The organism is Streptomyces sp. I05A-00742 (assembly GCF_013055795.1).
Lineage (GTDB): Bacteria > Actinomycetota > Actinomycetes > Streptomycetales > Streptomycetaceae > Streptomyces.
This window is the reverse complement of record NZ_JABETO010000009.1, coordinates 189,077-204,533: the sequence shown is the minus strand read 5'-3', so window position 1 is coordinate 204,533 and position 15,457 is coordinate 189,077. Positions and strand designations below refer to the sequence as shown.

The following is a 15,457-nucleotide window of genomic DNA, read 5'->3' as shown; positions in this document are numbered from 1 at the left end:
GGGAACGTGGCGGTCGAGACGGCTCATCGGCAGGACGGCTCCGACGCAGTGCCGAGACCGGCCGGGCGGTCGGGCTGGACAACGCGCCGGTGGCTGCGGGTGGGCGTGAGCGCGGCCCTGGTGGTGCTCACGGTGCTCGGCGTGCTGGGGACCTGGGCGCTGAGCCGGACCTCGTCGATCACTGACCACCTGGTCGACGTCCGGTCACCGGCGCTGGTCGAGGCGGTCCGCCTGGAGAACGCGCTGGTGAACCAGGAGACCGGGGTCCGCGGTTACGGGCTCACGGGCCGGCGCGAGTTCCTCCAGCCGTACACCCGGGGCCTGGCGGACGAGAAGGCGGCCGCCGAACGGCTGCGCACGCTGGTGGGCGGCGAGGAGGGCGCCCGGGACGACCTGGAGCAGGTGCTGGCACGGGCCGGCGAGTGGCAGGCACGCGTCGCCCGTCCGATCGCGGCCGCGCCGGCGGGGGCCCCGGCCGCGGAGGCCGCCGAGCGCGCGGGGGCGGGCAAGGACTCCTTCGACGCGGTCCGCCGCTCCCTCCACGAGCAGCAGCGCCGTCTGGCGGCCGAACGGGCCGGGGCCGGGGCCGACCTGGACGGGACCCGCCGGCTGCGGAACTGGGTGTTCGTCTCCATCGCGGCGGTGATACTCCTCGTGGCCGCCCTGGTCTTCGAGGGGCTGCGGCGGGGCGTCACCAAGCCGCTGGAGCAGCTCGGTGCCGACGCCCGGCTGGTCGCCGGGGGCCACTTCGCGCACACCGTCACCCCGACGGGACCGGCCGACCTGCGGCGGCTGGGGCGGGACGTGGAGGCCATGCGGCGGCGCCTCGTCGACCAGCTGGCCTTCAGCGAGGAGGCGCTCACGCAACTGGACGAGCAGGCCGGGGACCTGCGCCGGTCCAACGCCGAGCTGGAGCAGTTCGCCTACGTGGCCTCGCACGACCTCCAGGAGCCGCTGCGGAAGGTGGCGAGCTTCTGCCAGCTCCTCCAGCGGCGCTACGGCGACACCCTGGACGAACGGGCGCACCAGTACATCGCGTTCGCCGTGGACGGCGCCAACCGCATGCAGGTCCTGATCAACGACCTGCTCGCCTTCTCGCGCGTCGGCCGGGTGCACAACGAGCACGACACCGTCGACCTGGACACCGCCTTCGCGGCCACGCTGGACGCGCTGAGCGTGCCGGTCGGGGAGTCCGGGGCGGAGATCACCCACGACCCGCTGCCCACGGTGGTCGGCGACGCCACCCAGCTGGGCATGCTCTGGCAGAACCTGGTCTCCAACGCCGTCAAGTTCCGCGCCCCGGACCGTGTGCCGCGCGTCCATGTGACGGCCGGGCGGGACGGCGGCCTGTGGCGGTTCGCCGTCACCGACAACGGCATCGGCATCGCGCCGGAGTACACGGAGAAGGTCTTCGCGCTCTTCCAGCGGCTGCACACCCGGGACGCCTATCCGGGGACCGGGATCGGACTGGCGATGTGCCGCAAGATCGTCGAGTTCCACGGCGGGACGATCGGCGTGGACTCCTCGTACACGGGCGGCGCCCGCGTCGTCTTCACCCTCCCGGCGACGGGACCGGACGGCACGGCCCCGGCCTCGGAGGAGCCGGCCGCGGAGTCCGCGGTGGAGCCCGCCGCCGGGACGGCCGCCGCGGCCGGGACGGGACGGCCGGCGTCATGACCGCGCCGACGTCCGGCGCCCCGGGGCTGTCCGGCGGCGCCCGCACCGCGCCGGAGTCCGCCGTCGCGCCGCGCTACCGCGTCCTCCTCGTCGAGGACGACCCGGGCGACGCCCTCCTGGTGCAGGAACTCCTCGCGGACACCGGCCTGGACCACACTCTGACCTGGCGGAAGACGCTCGCCGAGGCCCAGGCGGAGCTGACCGCGGACGGCTCCGACTGCGTCCTGCTGGACCTGCACCTGCCCGACGCCTCGGGAACGGCCGCCGTCACCGCCGTGCAGCAGGCCGACCCGCACGTCGCGGTCATCGTGCTGACCGGGCTGGCGGAGTCGCACGCCGGTGTGCGGGCGGTCACCGCGGGCGCCCAGGACTACCTCGTCAAGGGGCAGGTGGAGCCCGAACTGCTGCTCCGCGCCGTGCACTACGCCGTACACCGCAAGCAGGCCGAACGCGCCAAGGCCGAGCTCCAGGCCACCCAGCTCCGGGCCCAGGAGAACACCCGGCTGGAGCGCGGCCTGCTGCCCACTCCGCTGCTCGGCTCCCCCGCCGTCACCGCGACCACCCGGTATCTGCCGGGCCGGGAGAGCGCGCTGCTCGCCGGGGACTTCCTCGACGTCGTACAGAGCGACGACCACATCGTCCACGCCCTCATCGGCGACGTCAGCGGGCACGGACCGGACGAGGCCGCCCTGGGCGTCGCCCTCCGCATCACCTGGCGCGCCCTGACCCTCGCCGGCCACCGGGGCGAGCGGCTGCTGGCCCTGCTGGAACGGATGCTGGTGGCCGAGCGCACCCGGCAGGAGATGTTCGCCACCTGCTCGCTGCTCACCCTGGACCTGCGGGACGCGACCGCCGTCCTGCACCTCGCGGGCCATCACGAGCCGCTGCTGACCGCCGGCGGGACGACCCGGCCGGTGGACGCGGAGCACGGCGTCGCCCTGGGCCTGGCGCCGGGGCTGTGCCACTGGCCGTCCACCCGGCTGGCGCTGCCGCGGTGCGGCGCGCTGACGCTCTACACGGACGGCCTCATCGAGGGCCACGACGGTCCGGGGTCCGGCCGGCTGGGCGCCGAGGGGCTGGTCGGCCTGGTGAACGGCATCCCGCACCACGAGCCGCCCGACCGCCACCTCGACCGCCTGGTGCGCACGGTCCGGGAGCTCAACGCCGACCGGCACTCCGACGACCTCGCCATCCTCCGCCTGGACTGGGACGCGGCGGGCCTGCCGGGGGCGCCGGCGCCCGTCACCCCGCCGGGACCACGGCGACCGGGCACTCCGCCCGGTGCAGCGCGGTGTGGCTGACCCGGCCGAGCTGGAGGCCGAGCCCGTGGTGGCGGCGGAGGGCGCCCACCACCAGCAGGTCGGCGTCGGCCGAGGCGTCGACGAGGGCCCGGTGGGCCGGGCCCTCGACGGTGGTCCCGTGCACGGTGATGTGCGGGTGCTCGGCCTCGGCCGCGCGCAGGGCCTCGGTCAGCTCGCGGCCGGCCTGTTCCTCGTGGACGAGGGGCCCGCTGCTGGGCAGCGGGTAGTGGTCGACGGACTGCCGGGCGGGGTGGCGCCAGGCGCGGACCGCGTGGACCTCGCAGCCCCGGGCGGCGGCCTCGCGGAACGCGAAGCGGACGGCGGCGGGCGCCTCCTCGGCGTCGCCGACGCCCACCAGGATCCGTCCGGACGTCCCGCGCACGTTCTCCTCCGTTCCGCGCACCACGATCACCGGGCAGTGGGCGCGGGCGGCCACCGAGAGGCTGACCGAGCCGAGCAGCAGTCCGGCGAGGGTGCCGCGCCCCGAGGGCCCCGTGACCACGGCGGCCGCGTGGCGGCTGGCCTCCACCAGGGCGTTCACGGCCTCCTCGGCGACCGTCTCGGCGTGGACGCGGAGGGCGGGGTCGCGTTCCTGGGCGTGCCGGGCGGCGGCCGCGGCGACCGCCTCCTCGGCCCGCGTCTCGGCGGAGAGCCCGTCCTCGGGCGGGAGCCGGCTCTCGTAGCGCTCCCACAGGGACGCGTACAGCACGCGCAGCCGCGCGTCGTGCCGGCCCGCCTCGTCCACGGCCCAGTCCAGGGCCTGCAGGCTGCCGGCGGATCCGTCGACGCCCACGACCAGGGGGAGCTCCATCGCCTGTCACCGCCTCACCGCGCGAGGTACGCGCTCCTGGCACCCTCGCACCACCCGGGCCCCGGCGCGAAACGGCTGGTCCGTTCGGCCGACCCGGCGGCGGGCTCGCGGCGGCCGGCGTTCGCGCCGAGCATAGGAGACATGACCAAGGACCCACGGAGCACGCTGCTCGCCCGGCACCGGGAGGCGCTCGCCCTGTTCGGCGAGCGTGTGCACGCCGTCCCGCCCCGCCGGTGGGGTGCGCCGACGCCGTGTTCGGAGTGGTCGGTGCGCGATCTGGTGAACCACCTCACGGCCGAACAGCTGTGGGTGCCCCGGCTGTTGGACGGCGAGACGGCCGAGGACGTCGGGGACGAACTGGACGGGGACGTGCTCGGCGCCGACCCGGTGGCCGCCTGGGACGCCGCGGCCGGGGCCGCCGTCGCGGCCTTCGGCGCGTCCGGCGCGCTCCGCCGGACGGTGGGGCTGTCGTACGGGGAGACGGCGGCGGACGCGTACTGCGCGGAGATGACCGCCGACGCGGTCGTGCACACCTGGGACCTGTCCCGGGCCATCGGTGCGGAGGACCGTCCGCCGCGGCCCCTCGTCGAGGCCGCCGGGCGCGTCTTCGGCTCGTACGGCGACGACATGTCACCGACCGGCCTGTTCGCGGCCCCGCTCCCGGCGCCGCCCGGCGCCGACGACTGGACGAAGCTCCTGGCCCGGCTGGGCCGGAAGGCGTGACCGTCCGGGCCCGCGCCCCGGCGGTGCCGCCCCGCGCTCGGCCATGAGGGGCAGATGCCCGACCACGGACGACGGCGGACCGTCCCCGCCCGTAGGGCGCGGTGGCGTATCGCCCCGACGCCGCTCGCCGCGGTGGGACTCTGCGTGGTGGCGGTCAACGCGTGCGGCAGGGGCGGGAGTTCGGCGTCCGGCGCGGAGGCCGCTTGCCGGGCCGCGACCGGCGGTGACGCGTCCCGCGCCGACACCGTCATGCTCGCCCGTCATACGGAGAAGCCGCGTGAGAAGGACGACGGCGGGAAACCGCCGTACGGCGTCACCGAGGACGGCGAACGGAACGAGCACGCGCTGCCGGTGCGGGGCCGGCAGCGGGCCGGGGCGCCGGCCGCGCTGTTCGCCCCCACCCGGCGGCTCCGCCGGGGCGCCCGGGTACCGCGGTCGCTGCTGTCGGGGGACCGGCGGGATCCCGCCCGATCCGCCCGGCGCCTCATGCCTTCGGGCAGAACTCCGCCGTGAACATGTCGTCGTACGGCTTGCCGTCCTCCAGCCAGTCGCCGTTCATCTGGAAGGTGAGCATGTGCTTGCCGTCCAGGGTCCCGGCCGTGCTGGTGAGCGAGCCCCAGACGATGCCGTCGTGGCCGTACACCTTCACGCCGCAGGGCAGGCTGCGCACGATGAGGCCGAGGCCGTAGTCGAAGGGCTGCCCGGTCCTCACGGTGGTGAGCATGGCGTCCAGCTGCCGCTTGGGGAACAGCTTGCCGCGCAGCACGGCGCTGTAGAAGCGGTTGAGGTCGCCGGTGGTGCTGATGACCTCACCGGTGGCGCCGGACCAGGCCGGGTTGTACTCGGTGGCGTCGTGGATCTCGGGGCCGGGATTCGCGGCGTAGAGCTTGGAGTACCCGACGGCGTGCGGGGCGGGCATCTTCGGGTCGGTGCCGGGGAAGGTCGTCTGCCGCAGGCCCAGCGGTTTGACGATGCGCCGCTCGGCCTCGCGGGCCCATGGGTTCCCGGTGGCCTTCTCGATGACCATGCCGGCGATGACGAAGCCGGTGTTGGAGTAGTGCCAGCCGCCGCCCGGCGCCCAGTAGGGCGGGTACTTGAGGCCCATGGCCACGATCTGCTCGGGCGAGCGGTACTCGTAGCGGTGCTCGAGGAAGCCGGGGCCGTTCATGTACTCCTGCCACTCCGGGGTCTCCACCATGTCGTGGACGCCGCTGGTGTGGTTGAGGAGCTGACGGATGGTCACCTTGTTGCCGTCGTAGCCGTTGCCCTTGAGGAGGCCCGGCAGCCAGCGCTCGACGGAGTCGTCGAGGCGCAGCTTGCCCTCGGCCTCCAGCTGGAGGATGACGGCGGTGACGAAGGACTTGGTGATGCTGCCCGCGCGGATGTGGTCCTGCGCGGTGCGCTTGCGCTTCGTGGTGGTGTCCGCGTAACCGGACGAGCCGAACCACTCCCCGTCCGGGGTCGAGGTCCCGGCGGCGACGCCCGGCATCCCGGCCGCGTTGAGCGCGTTGAGGGCCTCCTGCGTGCGCTGGTGCGACCCCTTCGGCTCCGCCACGGGTGCGGCGGTCGCGGGTCCGGCCAGGGCGACCGCGCCGAGTGCCAGGGCGGCGGTGAGCCCGAGGGCCCTGCCACGTATCCGGAGTGAGAGCTTCGGCATGCGGATCCTCGCAATCGCGCCACTGGTGAGGTGGCGTCGGATTGATCATGGGCGAGTGCAGTATAGGTTGACCCGTTTCCTGCCCAACGACGATTTCGAGCCACCTTGTCCGCACTTCTCCACGCCGGACTCCACGCCCTGTCGCCCGCCGGTCCGACGGCCTGGGAGATCGCCTGGGCCCTGCTCCGCCCTCTCCGCCGTGGTCCGGGCCGTCGTCCGCAGGCCGGGCGCGGTGTGGTCCTCGTCCTCGTACGCCGCGGTGGCGCCGGCGCGTTCGCTGTTCCGGTGCTCCGCGCCATGGGCGGCTTGCCGCCCGCCCGAGCCGTCGATGTGCCGACGGCGGCGCGGCCTACCGCCCGAGCCCCGCGTCGCGCGCCACCAGGGCCGCCTGCACCCGGTTGCCGCACTCCAGCTTGGCCAGGATCCGGCTCACGTACGTCTTCACCGTCGCCTCGCTCATGTGCAGCCTCCGCCCCGCCTCCGCGTTGGACAGCGCCTCGCCGAGCAGGGCCAGCACCTCGCGTTCGCGTCCGCTGAGGGCCGCCACGCGGGTCCGGGCCTCCTCGGCACGGTCCTCGGCGGGGGCGGACGCGAGCGAGTCGGCCACGTGCCGGGCCGCGGCGGGCGACAGGTAGGCGTTGCCCGCCGCGGCGGCGCGGACGGCGCCGATCAGTTCGGCGGGTGCCGAGTCCTTGAGCAGGAAGCCTGCGCCGCCGTCCCGCAGGGCCCGCAGCACATTCCCGCGCTCGCCGAAGGTGGTGAGGACGAGGACGCGCGTCTCCGGCGCCGTGCGGCCCAGCTCCGCCAGGGCGGTGAGGCCGTCCAGGACCGGCATCTGGATGTCGAGCAGCGCGACGTCCGCCCGGTGCCGGCCGGCCAGGGCGACGGCCTCGCGCCCGTCGGACGCCTCCGCCACGACCTCGATATCGTCGGCCGAGGTCAGGATCATCCTGATGCCCGCCCGGATGAGCGGCTCGTCGTCGGCGATGAGGACGCGGATCACGGGGTTCTCCTGCTCACTGATCGAATACTCACTGATCGTTCTTGACCTTGAACTCAAGCTTTTCGATCAGTTTCCCGTCCCTGAAGCAGAACCGGTACACGCGGTCGGTGTCCAGCGCCTTCGGGGCGTCGGTGGACAGCAGCGACAGGCACTCGGCGCCGGCCGGCACGGCGGGGCCCCTGCCCCTCAGCCCGGAGGTCAGGAACGAGTCCCCGGACGGCAGCCGGCCGCGGACCTCGGACTCGGGGCTTCCCACCCTGACGCGCTGGAAATCGCGCGGCTCCAGCTGCCCCTCGGTCATGGCCTCGTAGAGCTTCCCGGCCCCGAACAGGGCCAGCGCGCCGAGCCCGAGGGCGAGCACCAGCCCGAAGCCGCAGCCGAGCAGACAGCCCCTGCTCCTGCGCACCCCCATGAGGCTCCTGAACTCCTCGCGGGGATCGGGCCATTCGACGACCGCCCCGCCGTCGCCCGGGGTCTCCCCGGGGAACGGCCGCAGGTCGTCGGCCTCCTCCGCCTCGGCGGCCTCGACCGCCTCCGGGCCCGGGTCGTAGGGGAGCACGCCCGCGACCCGGAATCCCCCGCCCTCCACCGGCCCGGCGTGGACCATCCCGCCGGCCAGCCGGGCGCGTTCGCGCAGCCCTGTGAGGCCCTGGCCGCCGCTGACGGCGGCCGGCTGCTTGGCGCTGCCCTCGGGCCCGTTGGCGACCTCCACGACCAGGGAGTCCGCCTCGTAGTGCAGACCGACGGTGAGCGCCGCGCCGGGAGCGTGCTTGAACGCGTTCGTCAGCCCCTCCTGCACCACCCGGTACGCGGCGTGGTCGGCCGGTGCGCCCAGCGGCCGGGGCTCCCCGGACCGGACGAGCCGCACCGGTCTGCCCGCGGCCTCGGCCGCCTCGACGAGGCCGCCGACGCCCGCCACCCCGCCGGGCCGCTCGTCCTCCACCGTGCCGTCCCTGAGCACGCCGACCACGGCCCGCAGTTCGTGCATGGCGGCGACGGACGCCTCGCGCAGCACGCCGACCGCCTCGCGCTGCTGCTCGGTCAGCCCCTGGGAGACCTCCAGGGCGCCGGTCTGCACCGCGATGAGGGCGAGCTGGTGGCCCAGGCTGTCGTGCATGTCCCGGGCGATCCGCTGCCGCTCGCGCAGCCGGGCCTGGCCCGCGACCATCCGGCGCTCGCGCAGCAGCTGGACGTGGCGCTCGCGCAGGGTGTCCAGCAGGGCGCGCCGCTGGGACCAGTAGCGGCCGGCCAGCCCGGGGACGACCGTGGTGACCAGGAAAAGCAGGGTGACGAACAGGCCCACGAACGAGAACAGGTGCTCGTCCCACAGCACCAGCACCCCGAACGCGACGAGGGCCGCCGCCCAGGCGGCCAGGGCCCGCAGGGCCCCTTCGATCCTGCGGCCGGCGGACCAGGCGACCACCGCGAGCAGTGGCAGCAGCCCGGCATCGGTCATCCCGCAGAGCGTCGCCACGCCGATCAGGGAGGTGGCGGGCAGCACCCGCCGGGCCGCGGAGAACACCAGTGTCGCGGCCGCGACCAGGGCCGTCAGGAGCACACCGTGCCCGGTGTCGTACTCCAGCACCCCGGCCAGCAGCGCCATGACGGCGGCCAGCAGGCTCTCCCCCACCACCCGCCGCCGGCTCCACCGGCTCGGTTCGATGAACCGCACCCAAAGATCACGGGCCTCACTGGTCACACGCATAACGGGCAGCCTAGGCAGGGCCGCCCGGCCCCCGCGTACGCCGAAGGTCGCGCACCCGGTCCGCGAAAGTCGCAAGGCGGGGTGGTCACCCGGGCCGGCGGGCCTCCCGGGCGCACCACAGCAGCCAGACCACCCCGGCCAGCGCCACCAGCAGCAGGCCGCCGTCGGAGAACAGGGTGTAGAGGTGCTTCTGCCGGTCGGTGGGGCGCGGCAGGTAGCCGTACTCGAAGAGGGTCCGGTCCGCGCCGGTGGCGGTGAGCCGGTAGACGAGCCAGACGGCGATGCCGTTCATCGCGTCCCACAGCGCGTGCAGCACCGCCACGCCCAGGTACGTCGCCCAGACCCGTCCGGTGAGGTGGAACCGGCCGTCCCGGCGGGCGCCGAGCAGCGCGGCGCCGAGGAGCGCCGTCCAGAGGCCGTGCCCGAACGGGGCGAGGAGTCCGCGCAGGACCTCGGTCTCGACCAGACCGCGCAGGGAGATGGTGCCCCGCACGGTGAACAGGGCGTTGAACGCGTAGCCGGAGCTCTCGAAGGCGGCGAATCCGAAGCCGACCGCCGCGCCCAGCACCAGCCCGGCGCGCACGCCGCGGATGCCGCGGTGCCGCCGCACCAGCAGGACGAGGGCGAGGCCCTTGACGGCCTCCTCGATGAGGCCGACGCCGAGGAAGAGCGTGGCCGAGGGATACAGGAGGTAGTACTCAAGGACGGAGGCACCGAGGACGCCCAGCACCCCGCCCACCACGAAGCAGCCGAGCAGCAGCCCGATGCCGAGTTCCCCGCCGTGCCGCTCGCACGCCCACAGCACATAGCAGCCCGGGACGAGGAAGCTGCCGAGCAGGATCAGGGTGGGCAGCAGATTGGTGTTCTGGGTGGTGACGGTGGTCAGGACGGCCAGCAGCCACAGGGCCAGTCCGCCGAGGAGACAGCGCGCCCACAGCCGGGTCGGGAGTCCGGGGGGACCGACGGGGGGCGGGCCGGCGGGCGGCGGGGGTGCCGGGGAGGACATGCCCTCATCTGACCCCGGCCGCCGGTCCCGCGCCCTCGCTGCACGCCGTCCGGGTGAGCGGCGCCGGCGGGGCCGGGGGCGGGTGATGGCCGGGCCACTCTCCGTATCATCACGCAACTCCCCCTGTTAGGCTGCCCACATGAAACGTGCCAGCCTCGCCGGCCTGGACTGTTCGATCGCCCGGACGCTCGATGTGATCGGGGAGTGGTGGACGCCCCTCGTCCTGCGCGAGATCTTCCTCGGCCGCCGCCGTTTCGAGGAGATACAGCGCGATCTGGGCATCGCCCGCAACGTCCTGACGGCCCGTCTGACCCGGCTGGTGGAGTCCGGCATCCTGGAGCGCCGGGGCTACGGGCCGAGCGGCGCCCGCAGCGAGTACCGGCTCACCGAGCGGGGGCGCGACCTGTACCCCGTGCTCCTGACGCTCCAGAACTGGGGCGACCGCTGGCTGCCGGCCGAGGGCGGCCCGCCCACCCGCGTGGTGCACACCGCGTGCGGGCACGACGCGGCGCCGCGGCTGGTCTGCGGCCACTGCGGCGACGGCCTGCCGGCCGACGAACTGCTCCCGCTGCCCGGTCCCGGCCGGGAGGAGGACCCCGACCACCCGCTGGTCCGCGCCCGGACGGGCACCTGACGGTCCCCGGCGGCGGCCCGGCCGGTCAGCCGCTCCCCGCCCCCGCCTCCTTGCGCCGGGCCCGGTGGGCCGCCGCGTGCGCCCTGTTGCCGCAGATGAGCGGGGAACAGTAGCGACGCGACTGATTGCGCGAGGTGTCGACGAACACTTCCCCGCAGCGGTTCCCCGCACAGACGTGCAGCCGCTCGGTCCCGCTCGTGGTGATCACTCCCAGCAGGCCCATGGCGGCGTTGACGGCGTACTGGTCGACCGGGGTCGCCCCGGGCGGCGCGACGTGCAGGTGCCAGCCGCCGTCGTGATCGGTGTAGTGCGGTACGGCGTGGTGGTCCGCGAGCACCCGGTTGAGCACCGCGACGGCCGCGCCCGCGTCCCCGGCGGCGAAGACCTCCCGGAACACCGGTCTGAGGCGGCGCGCGGCGGCGAGGTCGGCGCCGGTGGGCACCGCGTCCAGCCGTATCCCGTGGTCGACGAGCAGCGCGGAGAGTGCGCCGACATCGGGGAGCTTCTCCACGTCGCGCACGGTGTTGTAGGTGTTGACCAGATCCTCGGCGAGCGTCACCGAAGGCTCCGAGTAACTAGTAAACCTCATTATGACTCCGTACTATGGCTCATTGTCGGCGCTCCCGCACCCGCTGCGGGCGGCCCGGCCCTGCTCGTCGTCGTTGACTGCCACTCTGCCCCGGAACGGGGGAATCGATGGATCCGCACAGCGCACGGTCCCCCGGACCCGAGAGCTCCATACTGCCCGCGGCGGCCGCGCCGGCCGATGACCCGCCCCCGGCGGCCGCCGTCATGGCACCGGCCCGGCCTCCTTCCCCCGGTCTCCGGGAGGAAGCACTTTACGGGCTGCGTGCCGCCGTCCCGCTGGCGGTCGCCGTCTTCGGGTTCGCCGTCTCCTTCGGCGTCGTGGCCCGCGCGGCGGGCATGGGGATATCGGCCCCGCTGGTCATGTCGGCGACCACCTTCGCCGGGTCCGCGCAGTTCGCGGCGGCGTCGGTGCTGGGCACCGGCGGCGGTGTGGCGGCGGCGATCGTGGCGGCGGTGCTGCTGAACTCCCGGTACCTGCCGATCGGCATCAGCGTCGCCCCGGCGCTCACCGGCGGGCTGCTGAAGCGGTTGCTCTCCGCCCAGCTGGTCGTCGACGAGTCCTGGGCGGTGGGCCACCTCGGCGGCGGGCGCTACTCCCGCGGCCGGCTGCTCGGGGCCGGGGCCCTGATCTACGGCGGCTGGGTGCTCGGCACGGCCGTCGGCCTGCTCGGCGCGCGCTACCTCGGCGACCCCGAGCGCTTCGGCCTCGACGTGGTCTCCCCGGTGCTCTTCCTCGCCCTTCTCAAGGGGCAGGTCACCGACCGCAGGGCGCTCGTCTCCGCCCTGCTCGGGACCGCCGTCGCCCTCACCCTGGTGCCCTTCGTGGCGCCCGGCGTGCCACTGATCGCGGCCACGGCCGCCTGCCTGCTGGGACTGAAGCGATGAACGGTGTGTGGCTGGCGGTGCTCCTGGTGGGCGCCGTGTCGGTGGTGATGAAGGCGGCGGGACCGGTGGTGCTGGGCGGCCGTGAACTGCCGCCTCCTCTGCGTCGGGTGGTCACGCTGATGGCCCCGACGCTGCTCGCCGCGCTGATCGCCACCCAGATGTTCGGCGCCCACCGGGCCGTCGTCGTCGACGAACGCGCGGTCGGGCTGGCCGTGGGCGCCCTCGGTCTGTGGCGCCGGTGGCCCACGCTCCTCGTGATCGCCCTGGCGGCCGCCGCGACCGCCGTCACCCGGCTGGTGACGGCGGGCTGAGGCGGCGCCGTGCTCAGGTGCTCCGGTCCGGGCGCTGCTCGCGAGGGGTCTCCTCGTCCCGGGTCCACGCCTCCGGGTCGCGCCACTCCTCCGACCGCGTGGGCCGCCCCGACCGGGCCTGGGCGCGGAGCTCCTTCTTGAGCTGGTCGTCCCTCTTCGGGCTGTGCTTGTCGCTCTGCCGCTGCATGGCCGTGCGTTCCTTTCCGGCGGGGGTTCTTGATCACCAGGCTCTCCCCGCGGTGGGGGATCGCCGGTTCCCGCGCCTTTCCGGACAGGACCGGCGAAAACCTCCGGCCCGCCACTTTCCAGCGTAGGCACCGGCCCTCGCGGGGACGGGAGACCGGAGCCGGGCGGGCCGCGGGGGTGCGGCCTCCGTTACCGGCCGGGAACCGGCCGCCGAGGCGACGCGGGGTGCGCATCCGGATACCGGATGTCCGGCCGCCGACCGTGGCGTAAACATCTGCCGACCGGGCCGGAGCGACTTCCCCGGACGCCCTTCCCATTACCGCCCGGACGAATTCCGCTTTCCCGGAGAACTATTCCGCGGCGGTGACGAACGGCCACCCTCCGCGCGCGTTCCCTGCTTTTCTTTCCCGGCGGTCCATAGCGGTTCCCCATCTTTGCGGTGACTCCGGTACCCCCATGGCACGACTGCTCCGACGGCCTCCACAGGGCCTCTGTCCGCTCCGGAACATTGCCTTTCCCTCAACCGGTGCCGCCGTTTCGCCATTGTCACGGCGAGAGGCATTCTCCGCGCTGCCGGACGCCGGTAGCCTGGCCCGCGAACCGAGCGCCGCATGCCGCGCGGAAATCACGATGGGGGACGTAGCATGACGAGCCATCACATTCAATGGTTATTTCTTGATCTCGCCCTGATTCTGGTGCTGGCCCGTGCCCTCGGCGCGGTCGCCGCGCGCGTGGGGCAGCCGCCCGTCGTCGGGGAGATCCTCGCCGGGGTGATGCTGGGGCCGAGCCTGCTGGGCGACGGCCCGGCCGGGCGGCTCTTCCCCACGGACGTGCGGCCGTTCCTCACCGCGCTCGCCAACATCGGCGTCGCCCTGTTCATGTTCACCGTCGGGCTGGAGCTGGAGCACCGGGCCCTGCGCGGGCGCACCCGTGTCACGGCCGGCGCCTCGCTCGGCTCGACGCTGGTGCCCTTCGCCCTCGGCGTCGGGCTCGCCTTCTATCTGCTGCGCGGGCACCACAGCGACCAGCGGACCGCGTTCGTGGTGTTCGTGGGGCTGTCCGTGTCGGTGACCGCGTTCCCGGTCCTCGCGCGCATCCTCTCCGACCGGGGGCTGTCCCGGACGGAGATCGGGGGCCTGGCCCTGGCGGCCGCGGCCGTCGTCGACGTCGTGGCCTGGTCGGCGCTGGCGGCCGTCCAGGCGGCCGTCGGCGGTTCGGGCGAGCACTGGCGGGCGGCGCTGATCCTCCCGTTCGCCGGGGGGCTGCTGCTCCTGCGTCCCGTGCTGCGCCGGGCCCTCGGCCCGGCCGGGCCCGACGGCGCGCTCACCTCACGGGCGTTCGCGGTCGCCGTGACCGGCGCGCTGCTCTCGGCCGCGGCGACCGAGGCCATGGACATGCACTACATCTTCGGGGCGTTCCTGTTCGGGGCGGCGCTGCCCCGGGAGGGCCAGGACCGGATCCGGGAGGAACTGGCGGGCCGCACCGAGCAGTTGACCACCCTGTTGCTGCCCGTCTACTTCGTGGTGGCGGGGCTCAAGGTCGACCTGCGGGGCGTGGGCGCGGAGGGGATCGTCGAGCTGTTCGTCATCCTGTTCGTCGCGATCGCCGGGAAGTTCCTCGGCACCTACGCCGGAGCCCGGTCGCAGGGTCTGCCCGGCGAGGCGTCGGCCACGCTGGCGGCGCTGATGAACACGCGGGGGCTGACGGAGCTGGTCATCCTGGGCGTGGGTCTTGAACTGGGCCTGCTCGACGGCTCGTTGTACTCCCTGATGGTCGTCATGGCCCTGGTGACCACCGCCATGACGGGACCGCTGCTCACGCTGATCGGGGCGCGCGGCCGACGCCGTCCGGGCCCGCCCGCGCCCCTCGGGGAGACGGCCGGCGCGGCGGCGGGCCGGGGCGCGGACCGGTAGGGCGGGAACGGGACTCCGGGGCGGAACGCCACTGTCCCGCCCCGGAGTCGGGCCGCGTCCGGGGCCTCACTGTCCGTGGACGACGACCGAGGCGTGCTGGAACGCGGGGCCGCGGACGGCGGAGTGGAGGACCACCGGCGCGGCGCGGACGGCGCGCGGGGTGAGGCCGGTCACGGCCTTGAACTCGCGGATGAGGTGCGACTGGTCGTAGTAGCCGCAGCGGACGGCGAGGTCGGCGTGCGGCAGTTCGGCCGGTGTCGTGACGAGCGTTTCGAGCGTGCGCCGGAAGCGCGTCATGGAGGCCACGGTTCTGGGCGCGACGCCCACGTGGCGCTGGAACGCCTGCTGGAGCCTGCGCGGGCTCCAGCCTGTCTCGCGGGCGAGGTCCGCGATGCAGGGGGGTCCGTCGGCGTGGAGCAGCCGTTCCCAGGCCCAGGCCAGCGGAGGGGGGACCCGGTCCCCGTCCGGGTCGTCGAGGGCGAGGAACGTCTCGTCGAGCAGGGCGAACCGCGCGTCCCAGCTTCCGGCGCAGGTGAGCCGTTCGTGGAGGTCGCCGAAGCGCCGGCCGAGCACGTCCCGGGTGTCCGGCAGCGCGTCGGCGAACTCCCACAGACGGGGCCCGAGCAGCCGGGTCGCGCCGTCGAGCGTCAGCATCACCTGGATGCCCTGGAACCGGCCCGGCGGGCTGAACCGCAGGGCGCTGGTCCTGGCCGCGTAGACGGCGGTCGGCGGGATCGACGCGTCGGGCGACGCCGGGGTCTCGCCCACGCCGATGAAGAAGGCGGGCAGCGCCATCGGGGTCTCCAGCCACGCCGGCGCGTGCGCCGTGCGGATCGCGAAGGCCCGGTACTCGACCACCGTCCGCCGGAGGGCGGGGTGCGGCAGCCGTGAGGCGACCCGGACCCTGCCCCAGGGCAGTTCGGCCTGCCGCGTGCTCAGTGCCATCCCCTCAGTCCTCACGGATGACGGTCCGCCCGGGGGTGCGCATCCGTCCAATCCCCACCGTGCCGCTCCGCGCCATGCTGGGAACGAGCCGACGTCGTACGCCACCGGATTC

At 74.5% G+C, this 15,457-nt stretch carries 16 protein-coding genes; 8 read left to right on the top strand and 8 right to left on the bottom strand.

The window, feature by feature from the left end; translation table 11 throughout:
- The first annotated feature begins 6 nt into the window (after nt 1-6).
- Complete coding sequence (locus HN013_RS12135) at nt 7-1,677, top strand: ATP-binding protein (protein WP_398979340.1); 1,671 nt, start codon at nt 7-9, stop codon at nt 1,675-1,677.
- A complete protein-coding gene (locus tag HN013_RS12130; RefSeq protein WP_171166061.1) occupies nt 1,674-2,978 on the top strand; it encodes a PP2C family protein-serine/threonine phosphatase in 1,305 nt (434 codons plus the stop codon). Before HN013_RS12135 ends, HN013_RS12130 begins: the two co-directional genes overlap by 4 nt.
- Here HN013_RS12130 and HN013_RS12125 read toward each other — a convergent pair.
- Nucleotides 2,920-3,789, bottom strand: a complete 870-nt coding sequence (locus tag HN013_RS12125; protein ID WP_171166058.1) for a universal stress protein — start codon at nt 3,787-3,789, stop codon at nt 2,920-2,922. The genes HN013_RS12130 and HN013_RS12125 overlap by 59 nt on opposite strands.
- 141 nt (nt 3,790-3,930) lie before the next feature.
- Here HN013_RS12125 and HN013_RS12120 point away from each other — a divergent pair, with 141 nt between their 5' ends.
- Both HN013_RS12120 and HN013_RS12115 read left to right on the top strand, forming a co-directional pair.
- Entirely contained in the window at nt 3,931-4,512 is a 582-nt protein-coding gene (locus HN013_RS12120; RefSeq protein WP_171166056.1) for a TIGR03086 family metal-binding protein, read from the top strand.
- Nucleotides 4,513-4,566: 54 nt separating this feature from the next.
- Nucleotides 4,567-5,025, top strand: coding sequence for a hypothetical protein (locus HN013_RS12115; RefSeq protein ID WP_171166054.1), 459 nt, complete (start codon nt 4,567-4,569; stop codon nt 5,023-5,025).
- Here the strand turns inward: HN013_RS12115 and HN013_RS12110 are convergent.
- From HN013_RS12110 to HN013_RS12095, 4 genes are all read right to left on the bottom strand, one after another.
- Complete coding sequence (locus HN013_RS12110) at nt 4,997-6,169, bottom strand: serine hydrolase (protein ID WP_171166052.1); 1,173 nt, start codon at nt 6,167-6,169, stop codon at nt 4,997-4,999. The two genes, HN013_RS12115 and HN013_RS12110, sit on opposite strands and share 29 nt — an antisense overlap.
- Before the next feature lie 349 nt (nt 6,170-6,518).
- A complete protein-coding gene (locus tag HN013_RS12105; protein WP_171166049.1) occupies nt 6,519-7,172 on the bottom strand; it encodes a response regulator transcription factor in 654 nt (217 codons plus the stop codon).
- Between the two features lie 28 nt (nt 7,173-7,200).
- The gene (locus HN013_RS12100; RefSeq protein ID WP_171166047.1) at nt 7,201-8,877 is read right to left on the bottom strand and encodes a sensor histidine kinase; all 1,677 of its coding nucleotides are present in this window, start codon (nt 8,875-8,877) and stop codon (nt 7,201-7,203) included.
- An 85-nt stretch (nt 8,878-8,962) separates the two neighbouring features.
- On the bottom strand, nt 8,963-9,883 hold the full coding sequence (locus tag HN013_RS12095; protein WP_171166045.1) for a PrsW family intramembrane metalloprotease: 921 nt from the start codon (nt 9,881-9,883) through the stop codon (nt 8,963-8,965).
- A gap of 139 nt (nt 9,884-10,022) precedes the next feature.
- Between HN013_RS12095 and HN013_RS12090 the strand changes: the two genes are divergently transcribed.
- Nucleotides 10,023-10,517 carry a helix-turn-helix domain-containing protein gene (locus tag HN013_RS12090; RefSeq protein ID WP_171166043.1) on the top strand — a complete coding sequence of 165 codons (495 nt, stop codon included), beginning with the start codon at nt 10,023-10,025 and terminating at the stop codon, nt 10,515-10,517.
- Nucleotides 10,518-10,542: 25 nt separating this feature from the next.
- On the opposite strand, the gene HN013_RS12085 is transcribed toward HN013_RS12090, so the two are convergent.
- A complete protein-coding gene (locus HN013_RS12085) occupies nt 10,543-11,106 on the bottom strand; it encodes a CGNR zinc finger domain-containing protein (RefSeq protein ID WP_171166041.1) in 564 nt (187 codons plus the stop codon).
- A gap of 107 nt (nt 11,107-11,213) precedes the next feature.
- Here HN013_RS12085 and HN013_RS12080 point away from each other — a divergent pair, with 107 nt between their 5' ends.
- Together HN013_RS12080 and HN013_RS12075 are read left to right on the top strand one after the other, a co-directional pair.
- A complete protein-coding gene (locus HN013_RS12080) occupies nt 11,214-11,990 on the top strand; it encodes an AzlC family ABC transporter permease (protein ID WP_171166039.1) in 777 nt (258 codons plus the stop codon).
- Nucleotides 11,987-12,301 carry an AzlD domain-containing protein gene (locus HN013_RS12075; RefSeq protein ID WP_171166037.1) on the top strand — a complete coding sequence of 105 codons (315 nt, stop codon included), beginning with the start codon at nt 11,987-11,989 and terminating at the stop codon, nt 12,299-12,301. The genes HN013_RS12080 and HN013_RS12075 overlap by 4 nt, the downstream gene beginning before the upstream one ends.
- Nucleotides 12,302-12,314: 13 nt before the next feature.
- On the opposite strand, the gene HN013_RS12070 is transcribed toward HN013_RS12075, so the two are convergent.
- Nucleotides 12,315-12,488 (bottom strand): hypothetical protein, encoded by a 174-nt coding sequence (locus tag HN013_RS12070; protein ID WP_171166035.1) that lies wholly within the window; start codon nt 12,486-12,488, stop codon nt 12,315-12,317.
- Nucleotides 12,489-13,131: 643 nt separating this feature from the next.
- Here HN013_RS12070 and HN013_RS12065 point away from each other — a divergent pair.
- Complete coding sequence (locus HN013_RS12065; RefSeq protein WP_171166034.1) at nt 13,132-14,400, top strand: cation:proton antiporter; 1,269 nt, start codon at nt 13,132-13,134, stop codon at nt 14,398-14,400.
- 66 nt (nt 14,401-14,466) lie between these two features.
- Here HN013_RS12065 and HN013_RS12060 read toward each other — a convergent pair whose 3' ends face one another.
- Entirely contained in the window at nt 14,467-15,345 is an 879-nt protein-coding gene (locus HN013_RS12060) for an AraC family transcriptional regulator (RefSeq protein WP_171166032.1), read from the bottom strand.
- Nucleotides 15,346-15,457: the final 112 nt, after the last annotated feature.